Source organism: Caulobacter sp. CCH9-E1 (assembly GCF_001556515.1).
Lineage (GTDB): Bacteria > Pseudomonadota > Alphaproteobacteria > Caulobacterales > Caulobacteraceae > Caulobacter.
Genome location: NZ_LSJA01000253.1, coordinates 1 through 20459, shown reverse-complemented (window position 1 = coordinate 20459; position 20459 = coordinate 1). Strand labels below are relative to the sequence as shown.

At 69.6% G+C, this 20459-nt stretch carries 23 protein-coding genes; 6 read left to right on the top strand and 17 right to left on the bottom strand.

The genetic code is table 11. The features are described from left to right. Positions 1-132 precede the first annotated feature (132 nt). The 3 genes from AX690_RS14245 to AX690_RS14235 all read right to left on the bottom strand — a co-directional run bounded on the left by AX690_RS14245 (position 133) and on the right by AX690_RS14235 (position 2347). Positions 133-549, bottom strand: coding sequence for an MAPEG family protein (locus AX690_RS14245; protein ID WP_066730435.1), 417 nt, complete (start codon positions 547-549; stop codon positions 133-135). Positions 550-759: 210 nt separating this feature from the next. Further along, on the bottom strand, positions 760-1611 hold the full coding sequence (locus AX690_RS14240; protein ID WP_066730434.1) for a prephenate dehydratase: 852 nt from the start codon (positions 1609-1611) through the stop codon (positions 760-762). A gap of 4 nt (positions 1612-1615) precedes the next feature. Continuing rightward, a complete protein-coding gene (locus tag AX690_RS14235) occupies positions 1616-2347 on the bottom strand; it encodes a 3-deoxy-manno-octulosonate cytidylyltransferase (RefSeq protein ID WP_066730433.1) in 732 nt (243 codons plus the stop codon). A 158-nt stretch (positions 2348-2505) separates the two neighbouring features. Between AX690_RS14235 and AX690_RS14230 the strand changes: the two genes are divergently transcribed. Beyond that, positions 2506-3183: a cytochrome c family protein gene (locus tag AX690_RS14230; RefSeq protein WP_066730432.1), complete on the top strand. Its 678-nt coding sequence runs from the start codon at positions 2506-2508 to the stop codon at positions 3181-3183. A gap of 307 nt (positions 3184-3490) precedes the next feature. Here AX690_RS14230 and AX690_RS14225 read toward each other — a convergent pair whose 3' ends face one another. Further along, complete coding sequence (locus tag AX690_RS14225; protein WP_066730431.1) at positions 3491-4327, bottom strand: NlpC/P60 family protein; 837 nt, start codon at positions 4325-4327, stop codon at positions 3491-3493. Continuing rightward, positions 4324-5733: a M17 family metallopeptidase gene (locus AX690_RS14220; RefSeq protein WP_066730430.1), complete on the bottom strand. Its 1410-nt coding sequence runs from the start codon at positions 5731-5733 to the stop codon at positions 4324-4326. Before AX690_RS14220 ends, AX690_RS14225 begins: the two co-directional genes overlap by 4 nt. Positions 5734-5821: 88 nt before the next feature. Between AX690_RS14220 and AX690_RS14215 the strand changes: the two genes are divergently transcribed. Next, on the top strand, positions 5822-6595 hold the full coding sequence (locus AX690_RS14215; protein ID WP_066730429.1) for a tetratricopeptide repeat protein: 774 nt from the start codon (positions 5822-5824) through the stop codon (positions 6593-6595). 91 nt (positions 6596-6686) lie between these two features. Next, positions 6687-6953 carry a hypothetical protein gene (locus AX690_RS14210; RefSeq protein WP_066730428.1) on the top strand — a complete coding sequence of 89 codons (267 nt, stop codon included), beginning with the start codon at positions 6687-6689 and terminating at the stop codon, positions 6951-6953. Between the two features lie 6 nt (positions 6954-6959). On the opposite strand, the gene AX690_RS14205 is transcribed toward AX690_RS14210, so the two are convergent. From AX690_RS14205 to AX690_RS14165, 10 genes are all read right to left on the bottom strand, one after another. Then, positions 6960-7955, bottom strand: a complete 996-nt coding sequence (locus tag AX690_RS14205) for a type II secretion system F family protein (protein WP_231732208.1) — start codon at positions 7953-7955, stop codon at positions 6960-6962. A gap of 177 nt (positions 7956-8132) precedes the next feature. Next, complete coding sequence (locus AX690_RS14200) at positions 8133-9110, bottom strand: type II secretion system F family protein (protein WP_066730426.1); 978 nt, start codon at positions 9108-9110, stop codon at positions 8133-8135. 3 nt (positions 9111-9113) lie between these two features. After that, positions 9114-10589, bottom strand: a complete 1476-nt coding sequence (locus AX690_RS14195; protein ID WP_066730425.1) for a CpaF family protein — start codon at positions 10587-10589, stop codon at positions 9114-9116. A gap of 1 nt (position 10590) precedes the next feature. Next, on the bottom strand, positions 10591-11985 hold the full coding sequence (locus AX690_RS14190) for a CpaE family protein (RefSeq protein ID WP_066730424.1): 1395 nt from the start codon (positions 11983-11985) through the stop codon (positions 10591-10593). Beyond that, on the bottom strand, positions 11985-12674 hold the full coding sequence (locus AX690_RS14185) for a CpaD family pilus assembly lipoprotein (RefSeq protein WP_066730423.1): 690 nt from the start codon (positions 12672-12674) through the stop codon (positions 11985-11987). Before AX690_RS14185 ends, AX690_RS14190 begins: the two co-directional genes overlap by 1 nt. A 6-nt stretch (positions 12675-12680) precedes the next feature. Next, on the bottom strand, positions 12681-14321 hold the full coding sequence (locus tag AX690_RS14180) for a type II and III secretion system protein family protein (RefSeq protein ID WP_066730422.1): 1641 nt from the start codon (positions 14319-14321) through the stop codon (positions 12681-12683). Then, complete coding sequence (gene cpaB / locus AX690_RS14175) at positions 14318-15193, bottom strand: Flp pilus assembly protein CpaB (protein WP_066730421.1); 876 nt, start codon at positions 15191-15193, stop codon at positions 14318-14320. The genes AX690_RS14180 and cpaB overlap by 4 nt, the downstream gene beginning before the upstream one ends. A 173-nt stretch (positions 15194-15366) precedes the next feature. After that, complete coding sequence (locus AX690_RS14170; protein ID WP_066730420.1) at positions 15367-15879, bottom strand: prepilin peptidase; 513 nt, start codon at positions 15877-15879, stop codon at positions 15367-15369. Positions 15880-16009: 130 nt separating this feature from the next. After that, positions 16010-16183, bottom strand: coding sequence for a Flp family type IVb pilin (locus AX690_RS22940; RefSeq protein WP_156449677.1), 174 nt, complete (start codon positions 16181-16183; stop codon positions 16010-16012). A 182-nt stretch (positions 16184-16365) separates the two neighbouring features. Beyond that, positions 16366-16554: a Flp family type IVb pilin gene (locus AX690_RS14165; protein WP_066730419.1), complete on the bottom strand. Its 189-nt coding sequence runs from the start codon at positions 16552-16554 to the stop codon at positions 16366-16368. 315 nt (positions 16555-16869) lie between these two features. Here AX690_RS14165 and AX690_RS14160 point away from each other — a divergent pair, with 315 nt between their 5' ends. The 3 genes from AX690_RS14160 (at position 16870) to AX690_RS14150 (ending at position 18474) form a co-directional block, all read left to right on the top strand. Next, complete coding sequence (locus AX690_RS14160) at positions 16870-17253, top strand: pilus assembly protein N-terminal domain-containing protein (RefSeq protein WP_066730418.1); 384 nt, start codon at positions 16870-16872, stop codon at positions 17251-17253. A gap of 85 nt (positions 17254-17338) precedes the next feature. Continuing rightward, entirely contained in the window at positions 17339-17920 is a 582-nt protein-coding gene (locus tag AX690_RS14155) for a TadE/TadG family type IV pilus assembly protein (protein ID WP_066730417.1), read from the top strand. After that, entirely contained in the window at positions 17917-18474 is a 558-nt protein-coding gene (locus tag AX690_RS14150) for a TadE/TadG family type IV pilus assembly protein (protein WP_066730416.1), read from the top strand. The genes AX690_RS14155 and AX690_RS14150 overlap by 4 nt, the downstream gene beginning before the upstream one ends. On the opposite strand, the gene AX690_RS14145 is transcribed toward AX690_RS14150, so the two are convergent. Next, on the bottom strand, positions 18471-19226 hold the full coding sequence (locus AX690_RS14145) for an aminotransferase class IV (protein ID WP_066730415.1): 756 nt from the start codon (positions 19224-19226) through the stop codon (positions 18471-18473). The genes AX690_RS14150 and AX690_RS14145 overlap by 4 nt on opposite strands. After that, a partial coding sequence (gene pabB / locus AX690_RS14140; RefSeq protein ID WP_066730436.1) for an aminodeoxychorismate synthase, component I occupies positions 19223-20459 on the bottom strand: 1237 nt, incomplete at its 5' end. The genes pabB and AX690_RS14145, both read right to left, overlap by 4 nt.

Here is a 20459-nt window from a genome sequence, read left to right as displayed (position 1 = left end):
TATAGATGCTCCCCCGCGATGCGGGGGAGCTGTCACGGAGTGACTGAGGGGGCGAGCTGGAGACTTGCCGCGTTTGCCCCCTCCGGCCCTCTGGGCCACCTCCCCCGCATCGCGGGGGAGGAACGTCACGCCTCAAAACACCTGCATCAACTCCCGGATCACCATCCCCGCCAGCACCCCGGTCGAGATCGCGAACAGCAGGAACCGCAGGGCCACCAGATTGATGCTGACCTGCACCAGGCTGTGCAGGACCCGCAGGCCCACATAGACCCAGGCCAGGCGGACAGCCATGTCGTCGGCGTGGCCGGCGACCTGGATGGCCAGCGCCGCCGCGTAGAAGATCGTCGGCTGCTCCATCAGGTGATTGTAGTTGTCGGCGGCCTGGCGCGCGGCGTCGGGCAGGCTGTTCAGCGAGCCCGGAAACCGCGCGTCCTGCGGCTTGATCCCCGCCTTCTGCATGGCTGGGATTCGCTGGACGTACATCCACACCCAGATCACCAGCGACCAGGCCACCAGCGCCATCACTGGCGCGATCATCGAACTCTGCATGGCTCCCTCCCCGGGATGTTGTTTTGCCGGGGAAGGAGACCAGAGAACGTCGTTATGGGGAATGGTGACGTTTGGGGAGGGACAATCCCAGATGCTCCCCCGCGATGCGGGGGAGCTGTCACGGAGTGACTGAGGGGGCAAACTGGACGTACGCCGCGTTAGCCCCCTCCGGCCCTCTGGGCCACCTCCCCCGCAGCGCGGGGGAGGAATTTAAGCTCCCCGATCGCGGAACGGATCGGCCGGATACACCCCCAGGATCTCGAACTTCTCCGAGAAGAACTTCAGTTCGTCCAAGGCCAGCGCCAGACTGCGATCCTCCGGCCGTCCGTCGACCTCGGCGTAGAAGAAGGTGGCCGTGAAGTTGCCGCCTTCCATGTAGCTTTCCAGCTTGGTCATGTTGACGCCGTTGGTCGCGAAGCCGCCCAGCGCCTTGTAGAGGGCGGCGGGCAGGTTGCGAACGCGGAACACGAAGCTGGTCACGCAGCGGTGGGTGAACGGCGGCGGCTCGGGGCTCTTGTCGGCCGTCATCACCAGGAAGCGGGTCGTATTGTGGCGCTCGTCCTCGATGTCGCGGGCCAAGATGTCGAGACCATAGATCTCGGCCGCCAGGGCGGGAGCGACCGCGCCGCGGGTCGGGTCGGGCTTGGCGGCCAGGTCCTTGGCCGCGCCGGCCGTGTCGCCGGCCGCCTCGGTGGCGACGCCCAGCTTCTTCAGGCTGTTGCGGCACTGGCTGAGGGCGATCGGCATCGAGGCCACGGTCTTGATGTCGGCCAGCTTGGCGCCCTTGTTGGCCATCAGCTGGAAGCGGATCGGCTTGAAGCGCTCGCCGACGATCTTCAGGCCCGAGGCCGGCAGCAGGTGGTGCACGTCGGCGACCCGGCCGGCGATCGAGTTCTCGATCGGGATCATGCCCAGCGCCGCGACGCCGGTCTTGATCGCCTCGAAGGCCTCCTCGAAGGTCTTGCAGGGATAGGCCTCGTAGTCCGGGAAATAGGTCCGGCACGCCTCGTGGCTGTTGGCGCCGGGTTCGCCCTGGAAGGCGATCTTCTTGAGGATGCTCATGGACTTACTTTCCGGCGGCCGCGCGGGCCGCCTCGAGGTCGGAGGGATTGTCGACGGAGATCGGGGCGGTCTTGGCGACCGCCGCGCGGATGGTCAGGCCCAGCTCCATGGCGCGCAGCTGCTCCAGTTTCTCGCGCCGTTCGAGCGGCGACGGCGCGGCGGCGTTGAAGGCCTCCAGCGCCTCGCGGCGATAGCCGTAGATGCCGATGTGGCGCCAGACGGGGCCGTCGCCATAGAGGGTCGAGCGGGTGAAATAGAGCGCCCGGCCGCTCTGGCCGTCCTCCTCCATGGCCAGGACGGCCTTGACCACGTCGGGGTTGCTGCGATCGGCGAGCGAGGCTTCGGGGGCCACGACGGTGGCGATGTCGGCGTCGCCAAATTCCTTAAGTATTCGCGCGCAATCCGACAGCACCGCCGGATCGACGAAGGGCATGTCGCCTTGCAGATTGATCACCACGTCGTGGGCGAACCCCGGATCGAGTTCGGCCAGGGCGGCCAGGATCCGGTCGGAGCCGGACGGCAGGGCGGGATCGGTCAGAATCGCCGTTCCGCCAGCCTTTTGAACCGCCTCGACGATTTCGGGGTCGCCCGCCGCCACGGCCACGGGACCAATCGCCGCATCGCGGGCCTGGTTCAGCACCCGGACGATCATCGGGACGCCGCCGATATCGGCCAAAGGCTTGCCCGGAAGACGGGTCGCCGCCATCCGCGCGGGGATCAGGACGATGGGGTTCATGGCGTCAAATCTTTGCTGCCCGGTTGCGCGAGGGGCGGTAGCGTGTAAGAGACGCGAGCGCAACATGACGCGCGTCGGGGACTCGCTTGCGGCCTCTCGCGCGTCGGGGAATTCGAGCCCGCCATCGGGCGGGCTGGCAAGAGGCTGACAAGGCTGAGATGAGCGACCTGACGTTCAACAAGATCGCTGGCGGCGTGCTGCTGACCGGCCTCGTTATTTTCGGTCTGCGGGAAGCGTCGGACATCGTCTTCAAGAAGACTGAAGTCGAAAAGGCCGGCTACGAGATCGCGGTCCAGGAAGAGGGTCCGGGCGGCGCCGCCGCGGCCGAGGACACCCCGCCGGATTGGAACGCCGTGCTGACGCCGGCCAATGTGGCCGCCGGCCAGGCCGTCTCGGCCAAGTGCGCCGCCTGCCACAAGCTGGACGCATCGAACGCCAACTCCACCGGCCCCGGCCTGTGGGGCGTGGTGGGCCGCAAGCCGGCCGCGCACCCGGGCTTCAACTATTCGGGCGCGATGAAGGACTTCGCGGGCAAGCAACCCGTCTGGGACTACGACGCCCTGTACACCTTCCTGAAGGCGCCCGGTAAGGACGTCCCCGGCACCAACATGACCTTCGTGGGTCTGAAGAAGCCGGAAGACCGCATCGCGCTGATCGCCTACCTGCACAGCCTGGGCTCGACGCTGCCGGTTCCGCCGCCGCGCCCGGCCGCCGCCGCCGCTCCGGCCGAAGGCGCCCCGGCCGACGCCGCCGCCGCTCCGGCTGAAGGCGCCGCCCCGGCTCCGGCCGCTGGCGCTGCTCCGGCCGCCGCTGCTCCGGCCGCGCCGAAGGCCTGATCGCTTCGCGGCCATCCCGCCGCGCGATCGCTGAATCTGAAAGGGCCGCGAAGTTTTCTTCGCGGCCCTTTTCCTATGGCCGAGCCAGGGATTTTCGCCCTGACCGACCCCCGCCACATGCCCCCGCAGTCGATCGTCGACTGGCTGGCGCAGTGGCCGGCGAAGTAGGATTTTCCCTCTCCCCTCGCGGGAGAGGGTGGCCCAGGAAGTGGGTCGGGTGAGGGGTCGCGCTCCGTTGTCCGGATAGACCTTCAACCCCTCATCCGGCGCTTTGCGCCACCTTCTCCCGCAAGGGGAGAAGGCAATCTCAGACCCGCCGATAGCCCAGCGGCGCGCCGACGCCGGCCGCCTCGATCCGGGCGATTGCCTCGCTCAGCGGCTCGATCGCCACGGCCATGTGGTGGGCGTTGGCGTGCAGGATGGTGTCGGGGTCCAGCAGGATCGCGACATGGCCCTTCCAGAACACAAGGTCGCCGCGCCGGCGATCGGCCTCGGCGATCTCCGGGAAGAAGCCGCGCTGCATATCGGTGTCGCGCGGGCAGGCCCGGCCGCAGGCGTAGAGCGCCTGCTGAACTAGGGCAGAGCAGTCGAGGCCCAGGCTCTCGCGGCCGCCCCACTGATAGGGCGCGCCCAGGAACCGCTCGGCGATCGCGACATAGTCGGTTTCGAAGCGGCCGATCGGAGCCAGGTGATGCTCGACGAACCAGCCCGTTCGCGCGCCCTTCACGAAGCGCCCTTCCCGCGCCTGGACCGTGACCAGGGCGTTCAGGCTGTAGAGGCCGACGATGGCCGACTTGATGTCCGGCTCGGCGAAGGCGTAGGTCCGCAGGGCGCCGACCCGATGCTCGGGCGGCAGCGTCGGCGCCGACAGGGCCTCGATCGGGACATAGCCGACATAGCGGTCGCGGCGCGCCTGGCCGAAGGCGAACGCGTCGGTCTCGAACAGCACGTCGAAGGTCTCGCCGAACAGCAGCTGGTCTTCCTGCTCGGCGTCGGGCGAGGGCGCCTTGCGCAGGCCGGCGACGGGGGCGCTGACCTGCATCGGCGTCACGTCGACGAAACGGTCGGCGGCGACCAGGCCTTCGAGCCGACGGTCGGCGACCCCGTCTCGAACCAGCGTCAGGCGGCGATCGGGCGCGCTCATCGCGAGAACCGCGCGCGCAGCATGGCGAAGGCGGCGCGGATCGCCTGGACCTCGGCCCCGACCGGATAGCCGGGCCGGCCCTTGGGGTTCCAGGCGAAGACGTCGAAGTGCGCCCAGGGGCCGATCTCATCACCCGCCGGCGCGAAGCGCTGCAGGAACAGCGCCGCCGTCGTCGCGCCGGCCTGGGCCCAGCCGTCGGGGTCGTTCTTCAGGTCGGCGATGTCGCTGTCGAGGGCGTCGCGATAGGCCTCGGTCAGGGGCAGGCGCCACAAGGGGTCGGCCACGGCCTTGGACGCCGCCTCGATCTGGCCGGCCAGCTTGTCGTCAGGGGTCCAGAAGGGGATCACGAACGGACCCATGGCAATGCGCGCCGCGCCGGTCAGGGTGGCGAAGTCCAGCGTCAGGGCCGGCTTCAGCTCGGCGGCGCGGGTCAGGGCGTCGGCCAGGATCAGGCGGCCTTCGGCGTCGGTGTTGCCCACCTCGACCGAGAGGCCCGCGCGGGTGGCCAGCACGTCGCCGGGCCGCATGGCGTCGCCGCTGATCGCGTTCTCGACGACCGGGGTCAGGATCACCAGGCGCACCGGCAGGTTCGCCTCCATGACCATCCGGCCCAGCGCCAGGGCATGAGCGGCGCCGCCCATGTCCTTCTTCATCAGCCGCATGCCGGCCGAGGGCTTGATGTCGAGCCCGCCGGTGTCGAACACGACGCCCTTGCCGACCAGCGCCAGAACGGGGTGCGAGGCGTCGCCCCAGGTCACCTCGATCATGCGCGGCGCCCGCGAGGGAACGGCGGCGCGGCCGACCGCGTGCACGGCCGGATAGTTCTCCTTCAGCAGGTCGTCGCCGCGCACGACCGACAGGGTGGCGCCGTACTTCTGGGCGATCTCGCCGGCGATCGTCTCGATCTGCAGCGGGCCCATGTCGTTGGCCGGGGTGTTGACCATGTCGCGGGCCAGGGCGCAGGCGTGGGCCATCGCCGTCACGGCGGCGGCGTCGACGCCCTTGGGCGCGACCAGGCGCGGGATCGGCTCGCCGTGCTTCTTGTAGCGGTCGAAGCGATAGGTCCCGAGCGCGAAGGCCAGGGCCGCCTGCTCGGGATCAAGCCCCTTGGGCAGCTTGGCGAGCGCGTAGTCGCCGGCGGGCAGCTTGCCGGCCAGGGTCCGCAGCAGCGACGGATCGACGCGGCCGGCCCCCGTTCCCAGCAGAACCTGCTCGACCGCGCCGCCGGCGCCGGGGACGGCCAGCACCTGCCCCAGCTTGCCGGTGAACTTGTTGGCGGTCGCGAAAGTCCTGACCGGCGCGCGTTTCCGGGCCAGGAACGCCTCGACCTCGCTCTCGGCCAGCGGATGGACCGGAATGGCGCCGGCCTCGGCCTGGCTGAGGATCGGATGCGTCGCGTCGGACATCGGCGGCCTCTCGAAAAATTATGCTTAACGCTTCCTTTAAGCCCCCAGACCGATCATGGCCGGGCTCTTTTCCGGAGACGTCTCCTCCATGTGTCGCAAGCGCGCGCGCCTCGCAACCGTTCTCGCCCCCGCCGTCCTGGCGCTGGCGAGCCTTTGCGCGAACGGCGCGGCCCTGGCGGCCGACGCGCAGCAACGCGCGGAGGTCCGCCGGCTGGACCCGCTGGCCCGCGCGGCGTTCTGGGGCTCGGAGTTCCAGGCCAACGCCGCCGACGCCGAAGCGGCCGCCGGCCTCGCCCAGGCGCTGCGGGGTCTGGGCCGCAACGACGAGGCCGCCGAGGTCGCGACCAAGGCGCTTGTCGTCCATCCGGACGACGCCGTTCTTCTGTTGGAGCTCGCCCGGGCGCATGTCGCGCGCGGCCAGGGCTTCTACGCCATCGAACCGGCGCGCAAGGCCGCCAGCCTGTCACCCCGGGATTGGCGCCCGCTGACCCTGCTGGCCGTGGCCTATGAGCAGGCCCAGCGCGACGAGGAGGCCGAGGCCGCCCATCGCCAGGCCCTGGCGCAGGCCCCGAACGAGGCGACGCCGCTGACCAACTACGCCATGCACCTGGCCGCCAAGGGTGATCTGGCCGGCGCGGAGGCCCAGCTTCGCCGCGCCGTCGCCCTGCCCTCAGGCGGGATCCAGGCCCGCCAGAACCTGGCCCTGGTGGTCGGACTGCAAGGGCGCTTGCCGGAAGCCGAGAAACTGGCCCGCGCCGACCTGCCCCCGGAGCAGGTCGCCAACAACCTGGCCTATCTCCGCGCCGCGCTGGGGCAGGGCGGCGGCCGCACATGGGAGTCGCTGAAGGCCGGGGGCGGCTAGCCGCCATCCAAGCTTGGCCTGCGGCAAATGGCCGGACTGCCGGGGCGCGACGTCGCGTGTATCAAGCGCGCTCTTCGCCCCAAGGACCGCCATGCGCAAGCTGCTCGCCCTGGTCGCCGCGTCGCTCGCGGTCGCGCCGGCCCTCAATCTGGCCTTCATCACCGGCACGGTCGTCGATCGGGGCTATGACTGGGGCGTGATGGACTGGAACAGCAACGGCCGCACCGAGCTGCACGAAATCATCACCGCGACCGACGTCATCCCGCACGAGACGATCCGAGGCGGCCAGCGGTGCACCAGCTATTTCCACTATAGCCAGGCGACCCTGCTGCGCACCGACTGCGAGGTCCGCGTCTGACGCGCCTCAGTGCTTGGCGAAGACGTCCTGCACCTTGATGATCGCCGGGCCCAGGATGACGATGAACAGCACCGGCAGGAAGAACAGGATCATCGGCACGGTCAGCTTGGCCGGCAGGGCGGTGGCCTTCTTCTCGGCGGCCGAGAGGCGCATTTCGCGGTTCTCCTTGGCCATCACGCGTAGCGCCGCGCCCAGCGGCGTGCCGTAGCGCTCGGCCTGGATCATGGCCGTGGCCACCGATTTGACGCCCGGATGGTTAGTGCGCCGGGCCAGGTTCTCGTAGGCCTGACGGCGCTCGGGCAGGTAGGACAGTTCGGCGGTCAGCAAACTGAGCTCCTCGGCCAGCTCCATCGACTGGGCGCCGACCTCCGAGCCGACCTTCTGGATCGCGGCCTCGACCGACATGCCGCTCTCGACGCAGATCAGCAGCAGGTCCAGCGCGTCGGGAAAGGCCGCGACGATCGACTCCCGCCGCTTCTGAGCGATGTTGGTGATGTAGACGTTGGGCGCGTAGTAGCCGAAGGCCAGGGCGGCCACGCAGGCGCACAGCTTCTGGACCGGCAGCAGGCCAAAGTCGTTGACGACATAGAGATAGGCCGCCACCACCGCGGCGAACACGAACGGCGCCACGAAGCGGAAGAAGTAGAAGGTCGTCACCGGCCGGGGACCGCGGAAACCGGCCTGGGCCAGCTTGTCGACGACCTTGGGGTCCTCCAGCAAGCGCGACAGCTGCAGGCGTTCGACCACCTTCTTGTAGAGGCCCTCGTCCTGGTGTCGCAGGCTGGTTGACGCGCCGCCAGCGCCGTGGCGCTGGGCGAGCGCTTCTCGCGAACGGCGACGCAGCTCCTCGCGGCGGTTGGCCACCGACTTCAATCGGCCTTCCAGCCCCCTGTCGTCGCGCATCAGGGGCGAGGCCAGGGTGATGATCGTGGCGAACACCACCACCGCGATGAAGGCGGTCAGCAGGTTGTTGGGATCGGTCAGGGTCTCGACGAGCGTCATGTCCCGCCCTCCCCAAATCCGATTTCCCCGGCGAATGCCGGGGCCCAGATCGAAGCCACGAGAGCCCCAAGGTTCAACACAGCGTGAGGGGGCGAACACCCCAGCCGCTCCGGATGAATCTGGGCCCCGGCATTCGCCGGGGAGGTCGGGAGTATTGGTTGCTTCACCGATCCCCCCTCAGAACTTGAAGTTGATCATCTTGCGCATCACGAAGACGCCGATGCTCATCCAGATCGCCGCCGCCAGCAGCATCAGGTGGCCGCGCGGATCGACGAACAGCGGCTTCATATAGGCGGGCGATGTCACGGTGATCAGAACCACGATACCTGGCGGCAAGACGCCAAGGATCGCGGTCGAGGCGACCGCTTCGGCCGACAGCGCCTTGATCTTCTCCTTCATCATCTTGCGGGCCCGCAGCACGGCCGAAAGGTTGCCCAGGGCCTCGGCCAGGTTGCCGCCGGTCTTTTGCTGGATGGCCAGCACGATGGCGAAGAAGCGCAGCTCGTTGGTCGGCATGCGCTCGTGCATCTTGTCCAGCGCCGCGTCCAGCGGCACGCCCATGGCGACGTTCTCGGTCAGCATGCGGAACTCGCCGGCCAGGGGCTCTGGGCTCTCCTGGCCGATAATCCGCAGACAGTCGTGCAGCGGCAGGCCCGACTTGATGCCCCGCACGATGATGTCGATGGCGTCGGAAAAGGCTTCGGTGAACTTGCGGATGCGGTTCTGGGCCAGGATGGACAGCAGCCAGCGCGGCAGCCCCAGCCCCGCGGCGAAGCCCGCGCCCAGCGCGATCCAGACCGTCTGCCCCAGGGCCAGAACGATCAGGATGACGCCGACGGCGAGGCCCAGGCTGACCAGCCAGAACAGGCGCACGTTGGGCCCAAGCCCGGCCGCCTGCATCCGCGCGGCGATGCTCAGGGTCGCCTTCTTCTGTCGCCGCTCCTGCTCCTTCAGCGCCTTCAAGATCGTCTGGCGGCGCACGTCGGTCGGGTTGGCGGCGGGCTTGCCCTTGGCGGCCAGCCGGTCGGCCCCGCCCGCGCCGATCACCTGGGCGCGCTTCGAGGCCTTGCTCGCCGGGCTGTCGCCGCCGACGAAGGCGAAGCCCAGGCCCGCGATGGTGATGAAGCCCAGGACCCCGGCGAGGATGAACAGCATCGCCTACTCCGCCGCGTCGAGAGCTTCGGCCAGCTCGCGCTCGAGGCCGTAATAGCGGGCGCGGTCCCAGAACTTGGGACGGGCGATGCCGGTCGAGCGGTGGCGGCCCAGCACGCGGCCGTGCTCGTCCTCGCCGGTGATGTCGTAGACGAACAGGTCCTGGGTCACGACCACGTCGCCCTCCAGCCCCACCACCTCGGTGATGTGGGTGATGCGGCGGCTGCCGTCGCGCAGGCGGGCGGCCTGGATGATCACGTCGACCGAGCCGACGATCATCTCCTTGATGGTCTTGGACGGCAGGCCGTAGCCGCCCATGGTGATCATGCTCTCGACCCGGCTCAGCGCCTCGCGGGGGCTGTTGGCGTGCAGCGTGCCCATCGAGCCGTCATGGCCGGTGTTCATGGCCTGCAAGAGGTCGAAGGCCTCGGGGCCGCGCACTTCGCCGACGATGATCCGCTCGGGGCGCATGCGCAGGCAGTTGCGGACCAGGTCGCGCATCGTCACCGCCCCCTGTCCCTCCAGGTTCGGCGGCCGCGTCTCCAGGCGCACCACGTGCGGCTGCTGCAGCTGCAGTTCGGCCGCGTCCTCGCAGGTCACGACCCGCTCGGTGGGGTCGATGAAGGCGGTCATGGTGTTGAGCAAGGTCGTCTTGCCCGAGCCGGTGCCGCCCGAGATGATCACGTTGCAGCGGCAGGCGCCGATGACGCCCAGCACCCGCGCCCCCTCCGGGCTGATGGAGGCGAACTCCACCAGGTGCTTCATGGTCAGCTTGTCGCGCCGGAACTTGCGGATGGTCAGGGTCGGACCATCCAGCGCCAGCGGCGGGGCGATGACGTTGACGCGGCTGCCGTCGGGCAGGCGAGCGTCGCAGATCGGGCTGCTCTCGTCGACGCGGCGGCCGACCTGGCTGACGATCCGCTGGCAGATGTTCATCAGCTGCTGGTTGTCGCGGAAGCGGACATTGGTCAGCTGGACCTTGCCGCCGACCTCGATGAACACCCGGTGCGCGCCATTGACCATGATGTCGGCGATGTCGTCGCGGGCCAGCAGCGGCTCAAGCGGGCCATAGCCGAGGACGTCGTTGGTGATGTCCTGGACCAGGGCCTCCTGCTCGGCCACCGACATCGAGACGTTCTTGATCGCCACCAGCTCGGCGACGATGTCGCGGATCTCCTCGGCGGCCTGGCGCTGGTCCAGCTGAGCCAGCTGCGACAGGTCGATGGTGTTGAGCAGGGCGTTGAAGATCGTCGTCTTGGTGACGCGGTAGTAGTCGCTCTGCTCACGGACGATCGGGGCGGCCAGAGGCGCGGCCTGGTTGGCCACGGCGCGCGGCGGCGGGCCTGTCACCTTGGGCGGCGGCGCGACCGGCGCGGGCGCCTCCGGCTCGAGACGCCGTGGGCGCGTGGCGATCGTCGCGCCGTCCGCCGGAGCGGGAGGCGGCGCCTTCTGTTCGGCGGACGGGGCGCGCTTGCCGAACATCTCAGGTCTTCTTGAACAGCGCCGACAGCAACGAGGCCTTCGGGGTCGTCGGCGGCTCGCGGCGGCTGATCAGCCGCGCCAGCTGCTCGATCCCCTCGGCGGCCTTGGAGCGCGGCGCGATCTCGGCCAGCATCTGGCCGTTGTTGGCGGCCAGGCCGTAGGGCTTGGGGTCGAACGGCAGCACCAGCGAGGGCGCCAAGCCCAGGGCGTCGCCGAAGTCCTTCACCGGGATCTCCGGCCGGCCCGGCACCCCGACCTGGTTGAGCACCAGGCGCGGCGGAGCGTCGTTCGGGCGAGCCGCGCGCACCAGGTCGATGATGTTCTTGGCGTTGCGCAAGGAGGCCAGGTCGGGCGTGGCCACCACGACCAGCTCGTCGGAGCCCAGCAGCACCCGGCGGGTCCAGGCGCTCCAGACGTGCGGCAGGTCCAGCACCACATAGGGCGCGGCGGCGCGGATGCGGTGGGTGACCTCGTCGAAGGCGTCGGCGCCGATCTCGTAGTCGTCGTCCAGCGTCGCGGGGGCGGCGAACAGCGACAGGCGATCGCCGCAGCGGACCATCATCCGGTCCATCAGCACCGGGTCCAGGCGATCGGGCTGGCTGAGGGCGTCGAACACCCCTTGCACCGGGTCCTGGTTGAAGTCGAGGCCGGCGGTGCCGAAGGCCAAATCCAGGTCCGCCAGCACGGTGGCCGTCTGCAGCCGCTCCGACATGGTCCAGGCGAAGTTGTGCGCCAGGGTCGAGGCCCCCACCCCGCCCTTGGCCCCGACGAACGCCACCTGGCGGCCGACGAACGGCGCGGCGGGATCAGCGTACAGGTCTGCGATCGCGCGGATCACCGACAGGGCCGACAGCGGCGGGGTCAGGTACTCGCTGACTCCGCGCCGCATCAGTTCGCGATAGAGGGCGATGTCGTTGGCCTGGCCGATGACCACCACCTTGGTCCCGGCGTCGCAGACCTGGGCCAGGGCGTCCAGGCGGTGCAGCAGGCGCTGGGCGTCGTCCAGGCACTCGACCAGCACCAGCGAGGGCGTCGGCTGTTCCTGGTAGTGATCGACGGCGGCGGCCAGGCCGCCCATCCGGACCACGGTGGTCGCGCGCGCCATCCGTCGATCCTTGGCGGCCTGCTCCAGCACGCCCGCGGTCTCGGTGCGGGCGCAGAAGGCGTGGACGGTCACGCGCGGGATCACCGCGTCAGCCGTTCCAGCGTCGGGGATCAGCGACGGGGCGGCGTCGCTCGCCGCGGAAGGGCGCGGCGCCAAGGGGTCCTCGAACCCGCCCAGGGCCGGCTCCAGCGCCGGCGGGGCCGAAGCGCGCCAGGGATCGCCGGCGCCGGTCGTGAAGCTCTCGGCGTCCTCGAGCCCCAGGTTGAAAGGATCGTTGTCGGCCGGCGCCATCAGGGGATCGCCTTGGACAATGTGCCGCTGGCCTGGTCGTCGCGCGTCGCGCTCGTGATCTGGCCGCGCCGATACTTGCCCAGCACGGTGTCGCGGCGGCCCGCGTCGGGCGCGGTCATGTCGCGCGGCCGGACCAGGTCCTCGGGGTTGGCGACCTGAGCGGCCATGTTGGCGGCGACCGCGCAGCCGAAATTCTCGTAGGCCTTGTTGTCGCGCGTGGCGGTCAGGTTCTCCCAGGCTTGGCCGCACTTGGGAATCTGAGCCTCGTGGCGCACGAAGCCGACGCGCAGGACGGGCTCGCGAGCGGTCGCCGGATCAGCGCCGACGATGCGGACCTGAGCGGCCGGCGCGCCGAGGAAGATCAGGCGCTCGCGGACCTGGACGGCCATGGCGCCGGCGTCGCTGGGCGCGGTGACGACCAGCTCGCGCCCTTCCTCTTGCAACCAGCGTCCGACCAGCGCCTGCAGGGCGGCGCGCTGGTTGTCCGACAGTCCGGCGGCGTGGACCGCCAACACGATCTCGTCGGGCGTCGGCGTCACCTTGACCCGCTCGGCCCAGGCCTGCGTCTCGGTCGCCGCCACGGGTTGCGGGCTCGGACCCGACGCCGCGGCGCACGCGGAGAGGCTCGCCGCCGCGGCGAGCCAGAGGCCGGTCTTCAGGACGATCTTGACGGATGCGCTACGCGTCATGGCGGCCTACTCGATCACATAGCCCACGGGGCCTTGATACGCGCGCCCCGCGTTGGCGCCCGGCGGCGCCTTGACGACCTGGTTCAGCCGGCCCAGCAGCACCGTGCTCATGTCTCCGGCCAGGCTCAAGCCGTCGGCCGGAGTCTGCAGGGTCTTCGGCTTGGTCGGGTCGACGATGTACGGCGTGACGATGATGACGAGTTCGGTCTCGCCATTCAGGAAGTCGCGCGAACGGAACAGCGAACCCAGGATCGGCATGCTGGTCATGCCCGGCAGGGAGTCGATGGCCTGGCGCGTTGTCTGCTGCAGCAGGCCGGCGATCATCAGCGAACCGCCGGACGGCAGCTCGACGGTGGTCTCGGCGCGGCGAACCGAAAGGCCGGGCACGGTCAGCGAGCGCGACGCCGTCCCGTTGCTGAGCGTGAAGGCGCCCAGGCTGGAGAGCTCCGAGACTTCGGTGGACAGCTTCAGCGAAATCCGGGCGCCAGACATCACCACGGGCGTGTAGCCCAGGCCCACCCCGTACGGCTTGAACTCGATCGAGATCCTGCCGCTGCTGTCGCTGCCGGTCGGCACCGGAAACTCGCCGCCGACCAGGAAACGGCCGGCCTCGCCCGAGACCGCCGTCAGGTTCGGCTCCGCCAGGGTGCGGACCAGACCCACGCGCTCGAAGGCGGCGAGGCAGGCGTTCAGCGTGTTGCCGGTGGCGGTCGACCAGGCGCTGGAGGCGGCGCTCGTCAGGGCGTCCGTCACCGCGCTGGAGGTCCCGTTGCCGGGTACGCCGGTCGAGGCGTTGGTCGAGGTCTGGCTGGAGCTGTTGCTGCTGGCGCTGAGGCTGTTCTTGCGAAGATTGTCGCGGCCATAGCAGGCGCCGCCCCCGCCCAGCAAAGCGCCGTTGACGCCGAACGTGTTCTCGCGCCCCACGGTATAGGACTTGAAGCCGTCGTTGAGCAGGTTGTCCGTCGAGACGCCCAGTTGCTTGATGACGTTGCGTTGAACCTCGACGATGCGGACCTGCAGCATCACCTGGTCCTTGCCCGCGATGCTCAGCATGTTCAGGACCTTGTCCGGGCCGCCGACATATTGGGCGGCGATGCGGGCGGCGGACTCGGACTGGGCGGCCGTGCGGACCACGCCGCTCAGCACCACGCTGTCGCGGATCGGTCGGACCTCGATCTTCGCCTCGGGCAACACGCGGTTCAGGGTGTCGGCCAGCTGGTCGACGGGCTGGGCGACCTTGATCGACAGCGACAGGATCCGGCGGCCGCCGTCGTCGAAGAAGGCCGCGTCGGTGACGCCCTCGGCCAGGCCGACGATATAGACGCGGCGACGGTCGCGCAGCACCGCGTCGGCGACGGTGGGGCTGGTGACCAGGAGGTCGCGGACGTCGGACGGCAGCTCGACGATCGCGGACTTGCCCTTGGCGAGCTCCAGAGTCGCGGCGGTCTGGTCGGCCGTCAGCACGACGCGCGCGACCTGTCCGCTCATCGACGCGGGAGCGGCCGCGGGCGCGACCGGACGCGACGCCGCGCGCGGCGTCTTCTGATAGACATGCGTGCCGGGCGCGGGCCCGTCGGCGAACACCGGCGCTGCGGTGCTCACGCCCAACAGGGCGGCGATATGGATCGTCAGCAGCGGGCGGCTCACGGTCGCACCGCCATGACGGTCGTCTGCCCGCCCCGATTGATCCGCACGGCCGCCGCCTCGGCCGGCGCGGCCACGCCGCCGGACGGCGCGCCGGCGTCGGTATAGGCGCGCAGGGCCAGGGTGACGGGACCGCCGGCCTTGGCGGCCGCCAAGGCTTCAGCCTCGGCGCCGCCGACCTCCAGCGTGGCGGTCGTGGCGACCATGGTCTTGGCGTCCTTGTCGGCGGTGGTCTTTTGGTCCAGCGCCAGGACGCGGACGTTGCGCATCACGGTCTCGCCGACGATCACCCGCCCGCCGCCCGCGGGCATCGGCGCATCTCGCGTCGCGATCACATCGACCCGATCGCCCGGCAGGATGAACCCGCCGGCGGTGGTGTCGGCCGAGACCGGCACCGCCACGGCCCGCTTGCCCGGGGTGAGCACGACCGACAGATAGCCGCCTTCCCCGCCCCGCACGATCTTGCGCGCGGTGATCGGTTCGCCGGCCAGGATGGGATCGCGGACGATGGCGCCGTCCAGCGCCCGGGCGGGATCGCCGCCGATGACCTGGCCGGTCACGGCGGCCTTGGCCTGCGCGACAGCGCCCTCGGCCAGGCCGACGCTCTGGGCCGCGCCGTTGGTGATGAAGGCCGCGTTGACGGAGTCGGAGGGCCAGGCCTGCCAGCCGATATCGGCTTCGCCCAGACGCGCGCCGACGGCGAGATCATGCTTGGCCACCAGCACCTGGGTCATCGGCTTGGCCGGCGCCGCGGTCGGCGCGGCGATGGCGCCGGGCTTTCCAGTCTTGCCGCCCAGGGCGCGCTGCAGGACCACGGCCATGCCGATGGCCGACACGGCGGCGATCAGGACGATCAGGAGGCGGACGGGGCTCATGCGCGGGCGGAACTCGTGCGGTCACTCTGGAAAACCGGGGCCGCCTCCGGGCGAGCACGCGCGATTCAGTCGTGGCCTTTCTGGCCGAAGCGCATGGTCGTCCGCTTATAGTTAACGAGGACTGAAATTCCGGTTAACGTCGGCCCGTACGCCTGCGGCGGGCTGTCGCGGCCTCAGCCCAGAACGCCTTGAGCCAAAAGCGCTTTTGGGAACGCGATCAGGGCGCCGGCGGCGATGGCGACGCCGTAGGGCAAATCACCGCCCGGCTGGCCCAGCCGACGCACCCAAACGGGCCCGCCCGCCACGAGCGGCGCGACCCAGCCCGAGCGCAGGGCCAGGACGGCGAAGGTCAGCACGCCGCCGGCCAGGGCGGTGCACAGCAGGAACGGGGCCACCGCCGGCCAGCCCATCCACAGCGCGCAGGCGGCCAGAAGCTTGCCGTCGCCGCCGCCGATCCAGCCGACCGCGAACATGCCCACGCCCAGCGCCAATGCGGCGAAGCCGACGGCGAGGCAAAGGCCGATCGCGGAAAGGCTGGCGCCGCTGGCGAGGGCGGCCGGAACAAAGGCGACGACCAGAGCCAGGGAAATCCAGTTAGGGATCGTATAGCTGGTCAGGTCCTTCAGCGCCCCCACGATAGCCAGGGCCGGAAAGACCATCAGCAGCGAAATGTGGAGAGCCTGCATTGCGTCGCGCGCCTGAGTGGGAACCGCCGCATCGTGCGATGACACCCGTGAAGTAAGGGTTTCCCAAACACGAAAAAGGCCACGACACCTGAGCGTCGCGGCCTCCGCTTCCGAGCGAAATCTTTGCTCTCTATTCGCCGAGCCCGAGACCCAGGCCGGTGACGCGCGCGCCGGGGCTGAACACAATGCCCAGACCCGTGACGCAGACCATGGTCACAGCCGCGATCAGGGCGACGAAAAGGCCATATTGGATGCCCGCGACGCCGGTTTCATCCTTGGCGAAGGCCTTGATCAGTTGGGTCACGGCGCGATTTCCAGAGAGTGATCCGATGAAATCCAACCTACGCCCAGCGCCATGAATTTCGCGTTATTCACTGAGGTTAATTGCAGGTTACCGAGTAAAATTGGGCAAGCTCGGAAATCAGGCCAGATAAAAAGGCCGGGACAAGCCCGGCCTTTTCAATACAGCTCTTCCGAACCTGGCGCTTATTTGCCGCCCGACGCGGGGGTCTTTTCGATCGCTTCGCCCGCCTCGAGGAGCTTGGTGTTCAGCTTCGTGCCGAGGCTCGTGACGGCGGTCACGATCACAACGGCGATCAGGGCGACGATCAGGCCGTATTCAATGGCCGTGGCGCCGGATTCATCCTTCAGGAAGCGCGTGACGAACTTGGTCATGACTTGGTCTCCAAAACCAGAGCTTGTGAGTTGAGGTTTCCAAGTCAGCTCGACTTGCCACCCCTCCGAGAACACGACCAACTTCTCGCCCCGCACTTAATTGGTAGTAAATTAGAAATGGTTTATTTCATATTTAGCTAAGTTTATTCAAATTTACTATCATCAGGACTTAACCATAAGGCCAAAACCTACGCCAAGCACCTGATTCATCGGAACTTTTTCGACTCGGGCACGGCAGACCCAAGACGGCTCTTAGGCCTTTATTGACCAATCCGCCCGATCCTGGAGGACGTTGGCACCCGTCCAAGGCATTCCATGCGTCGCTTCCCGTTCATCTTTGCCGCGCTTCTGGCCGCCTGGAGCGTCGAGGCTTCGGCGCAGTCGCGCCCCCTGCCCGTCGCGGCGGGCCAGGCGATCTCCCTGCCGATGGACGGCGCGGTGCGCGACGTGGTGATCGGCGACCCCGACATCGCCGACGTCAGCGTCGTCAGCGACCGCGCCCTGGTCGTGCTGGGCAAGCGGCCCGGCGTCACCAGCCTGCTGGTTTTCGGCCCCGGCGGCCGCCCCCTGACCGATCGCCAGGTCGTGGTGTCGGAAGGCGGCGCCGTGACCGTCTATCGCGGCGCCTCGGCCAGCAGCTACGCCTGCGGACGTCAGTGCACGCGCCTTAGCCCGCCGGCGGCCGGCTCGCCCCCCTGATCGCCGGGAAACGCCTCCCTTCTCTAACCAGTGATTAGGGTCGTTCCGCCTAGGCTCGCGGTTCGTTCACGAGGCGCCGCTCCGCATGGCTCATCGTCCCCTTCTCGATCGCGCACGCCTTGAAGGCGTCGGGCGCCGGCTGGCGAGGCTGCGCCCCGTCCGCGTCGCGGCGCGGTTCGCGCGAGCCGACCGCGGGGCGACCGCCGTCGAATTCGCCCTCGTCTCGCTTCCGTTCCTGATCCTCATCATGGCGATGATCGAGCTGGGCCTGGTGTTGCTGGTCTCGCTGACCCTGGAGAACGCCATCATCGACGCCGGCCGCACGATCCGGACCGGCGAGGCCCAGACCGCCAAGATCACGGCGGCGGATTTCAAGACGGCCGTCTGCGCCAAGATGAGCTGGCTGGGCGATCGTTGCGCCGGCGCTCTATCGCTGGATGTCCGCACCTACGCCGATTTCGCCAGCGTCAGCGCCTCGAACGCCGATGGGACCGTACCCGACCCCGTCGCCTGGGATCCTGGCAAGGCCGGTTCGATCGTTCTGGTGCGCGGCTACTATACCTGGCCCCTGGTCACGCCCCTGATGCAGACCGGGCTGCAGAGCGCCGATGGCAAGCGGATCATCTACGCCGCCACCGCCTTCATGAACGAGCCGTACGAGCAATGAGGTCCCGCTGGCCATCCCCGCGACGTTTCTGGCGCGATCGGCGCGGCGCGTCGGCCGTTGAGTTCGCGCTGGTCGCGCCGCTGCTGATCGTCATGTACTGCGGCATGGCCGAACTGACCCAGGCGATGATGGCTCAGCGCCGGGTGTCGAACATCACGTCCTCGATCGGCGACCTGACGGCCCAGGCGTCGCAGACGGGCCCCACCCGGACCACGGACGTCTTCAATATCGGCGCGATCATCATGGCGCCCTTCCCCACGACCGACCTGAAGATGTGCGTCGCCAGCATCGTGTCCGACGCCAATGGCAAGAACACCGTGGCCTGGTCGCGCGCATCCGCGGCGGGCATGACCAACTGCCCCGCGCAGGGCGCGGTGCTGACCGACGTGCCGGCCGCCGTGCTCTCCGCCAACAAGAGCGTGATCCTGGCGCGAGCCGCCTATGTCTACAGCTCGCCGATCCAGCTGATCCTGCCCAAGCCGCTGACCTTCAACCGCACGCTTTATCTGCGCCCGCGCCGGGTGGACGCGGTGCTGTGGTCGGCGGCGAGCTAGGCCGGAAGCGCCGAGCGCAAACGCTCGACAAGCGGATGGGCGTCGAACGCTCGATCGCCCAGGCGCGAGACGGGACGCACGCCGATCAGGCTGTTGGTCAGGAATACGGCTTCGGCGCGCTCCAGCGCCTCTGCCCCCACGGCGACTTCCTCGACGGCCTGCGCCGCCAGCAGCCGCGCCCGGGTGATCCCCGGCAGCACGCCGCAGTCTAGCGCCGGCGTGAACAGCCGACCGCTCGCGACCCAGAAAAGATTGGCCGCCGCGCCGCAGACCACGTGGCCGCGATTGTTCAGCATCACCGCCTCGTCGGCCCCGGCGGCGACCGCCTCGGTGCGCGCCAGGACGCTGTCGACATACGAAAGGGTCTTCAGGCGACTGGCCGGAGAGCCTTCGTTGCGGCGGACGCTGGAGACGATGGCCCGCGCCGGCGTCGTCACCGGCGCCACCGCCGCGACCCTGGCGAACAGCCGGGGCGTCAAGTCGGCGGGCCGGTCCAGGCCACGCCCGCCCGAACCGCCGGTCAAGGTGAGGCGCAGCGCCACGCGCCCCGTGGCCGGGACCATGCGGCGGCACAGCCCCTCCGCCTCGGCCCGATCGAAGGGCAGGCCCAGCACCGCGCAGCCGCCGGCCATGCGGTCGAGGTGGGCGTCGAGGTGGCGGATCTCGCCGTCCAGGGCCAGCAGGGTCTCGAACAAACCTTCGCCCAGCAGCAGGCCGCGATCGTCGAAGGGAATGGCGTCGCGGGCGATCATCCAGCGGTCTCCGTCAGCGCGCGCCGGATGGCGGCGATCTTGGCCTCGGTCTCCAGCCGCTCGGCGCGCGGGTCGCTGTCGGCGACGATCCCCGCGCCGGCGCGCGCCTCCACCCGCCAGCCGCCGCCATCCTCGGCCAAGACGACCGTGCGGATCAACACGCTGGAGTCGAGTGCGCCATCATGACCCACCCAGAATAGGGAGCCACAGTAGGGACCGCGCGGCGCCTCCAGCCCCGCGATGACCTTCATGGCCTGCACCTTGGGCGCGCCGGTGATCGAGCCGGGCGGGAAGCTGGCCCGCAACAGGTCGCCGACGCCGCGCCCCTGCGCCAACCGCGCGGTGACCGTCGAGACCAGGTGGTGGACGTTGGCGAAGCTCTCGATCCTGAAAAGATCCGGAACGCGGACGCTGCCTGGCGGACTGACCCGCGCCAGATCATTGCGCATCAGATCGACGATCATCAGGTTCTCGGCCCGGTCCTTGTCGCTGGCCAGCAGCTCGGCGGCCAGGGCCAGATCCCGGGCCGGGTCGCGGTCGCGGGGCCGCGTGCCCTTGATCGGCTTGGTCTCGATCGCGCCGTCCGGAAGAACCTTCAGGAACCGCTCGGGCGAGTTGGAGACCAGCGCCCGCCCCGGCAGCCGCAGATAGGCCGCGAACGGCGCGGGGCTCTGGCCGCGCAGACGGGTGAAGAGGTCGAACGGGTCGACGTCGGCCGCGAGCCGTCCCCGCCAGGCGCGGGCGATATTGGCCTGGAAGATTTCGCCGGCCCGGATGCGCTCGACCACCTCGCCGACGGCGGCTTCGTAAGCCGCGGGATCGTCCGCGGCGAGGTCTGGGCACAGGGGGCCCTTGGGCTCTCGGTGCGACGCGGCGGGGGCGTCCAGCCAGGTCAGGGCGGCGCAGACCCGCGCCTCCGCCTCGCCCTCGGTCGCGCCGCGCCCGATCGCCAGCACCTGGCGGGCGTGGTGGTCGAAGGCCAGGAGGGCCGGGTAGCGGGCGCAGGTCAGGTCCGGCCAGTCGGAGCGCGAGAGACCCAAGGCCTCGATCCGATCGCCCAGCTCGTAGGCCGCCAGGCCCACCACGCCCCCTTGGAACGGCGGGCCGTCCGGGTCGCTCGGCTGGCGCGGTCCCAGCAGGTCGGAGAGCGCCTCGAACGGGTCGGAAGCATCGTCGGCGGTCAGGCTGAAGGTCTGGTCCGGCGCGCGCAACAGATAGGACCACCGCCCACCC

What these genes read in the sequence shown, in the direction of transcription:
- AX690_RS14185 (WP_066730423.1), bottom strand. Translation starts at nt 12,674, where the DNA reads ATGACGCGTAGCGCATCCGTCAAGATCGTCCTGAAGACCGGCCTCTGG.
- AX690_RS14165 (WP_066730419.1), bottom strand. Translation starts at nt 16,554, where the DNA reads ATGACCAAGTTCGTCACGCGCTTCCTGAAGGATGAATCCGGCGCCACG.
- AX690_RS14225 (WP_066730431.1), bottom strand. Translation starts at nt 4,327, where the DNA reads ATGAGCGCGCCCGATCGCCGCCTGACGCTGGTTCGAGACGGGGTCGCC.
- AX690_RS14170 (WP_066730420.1), bottom strand. Translation starts at nt 15,879, where the DNA reads ATGCAGGCTCTCCACATTTCGCTGCTGATGGTCTTTCCGGCCCTGGCT.
- AX690_RS14205 (WP_231732208.1), bottom strand. Translation starts at nt 7,955, where the DNA reads ATGACGCTCGTCGAGACCCTGACCGATCCCAACAACCTGCTGACCGCC.
- AX690_RS14240 (WP_066730434.1), bottom strand. Translation starts at nt 1,611, where the DNA reads ATGAGCATCCTCAAGAAGATCGCCTTCCAGGGCGAACCCGGCGCCAAC.
- AX690_RS14245 (WP_066730435.1), bottom strand. Translation starts at nt 549, where the DNA reads ATGCAGAGTTCGATGATCGCGCCAGTGATGGCGCTGGTGGCCTGGTCG.
- AX690_RS14200 (WP_066730426.1), bottom strand. Translation starts at nt 9,110, where the DNA reads ATGCTGTTCATCCTCGCCGGGGTCCTGGGCTTCATCACCATCGCGGGC.
- AX690_RS14145 (WP_066730415.1), bottom strand. Translation starts at nt 19,226, where the DNA reads ATGATCGCCCGCGACGCCATTCCCTTCGACGATCGCGGCCTGCTGCTG.
- AX690_RS14220 (WP_066730430.1), bottom strand. Translation starts at nt 5,733, where the DNA reads ATGTCCGACGCGACGCATCCGATCCTCAGCCAGGCCGAGGCCGGCGCC.
- AX690_RS14150 (WP_066730416.1), top strand. Translation starts at nt 17,917, where the DNA reads ATGAGGTCCCGCTGGCCATCCCCGCGACGTTTCTGGCGCGATCGGCGC.
- AX690_RS14155 (WP_066730417.1), top strand. Translation starts at nt 17,339, where the DNA reads ATGGCTCATCGTCCCCTTCTCGATCGCGCACGCCTTGAAGGCGTCGGG.
- AX690_RS14215 (WP_066730429.1), top strand. Translation starts at nt 5,822, where the DNA reads ATGTGTCGCAAGCGCGCGCGCCTCGCAACCGTTCTCGCCCCCGCCGTC.
- AX690_RS14210 (WP_066730428.1), top strand. Translation starts at nt 6,687, where the DNA reads ATGCGCAAGCTGCTCGCCCTGGTCGCCGCGTCGCTCGCGGTCGCGCCG.
- AX690_RS14230 (WP_066730432.1), top strand. Translation starts at nt 2,506, where the DNA reads ATGAGCGACCTGACGTTCAACAAGATCGCTGGCGGCGTGCTGCTGACC.
- AX690_RS14235 (WP_066730433.1), bottom strand. Translation starts at nt 2,347, where the DNA reads ATGAACCCCATCGTCCTGATCCCCGCGCGGATGGCGGCGACCCGTCTT.
- cpaB (WP_066730421.1), bottom strand. Translation starts at nt 15,193, where the DNA reads ATGAGCCCCGTCCGCCTCCTGATCGTCCTGATCGCCGCCGTGTCGGCC.
- AX690_RS14190 (WP_066730424.1), bottom strand. Translation starts at nt 11,985, where the DNA reads ATGGCGCCGGCCGACAACGATCCTTTCAACCTGGGGCTCGAGGACGCC.
- AX690_RS14195 (WP_066730425.1), bottom strand. Translation starts at nt 10,589, where the DNA reads ATGTTCGGCAAGCGCGCCCCGTCCGCCGAACAGAAGGCGCCGCCTCCC.
- AX690_RS14160 (WP_066730418.1), top strand. Translation starts at nt 16,870, where the DNA reads ATGCGTCGCTTCCCGTTCATCTTTGCCGCGCTTCTGGCCGCCTGGAGC.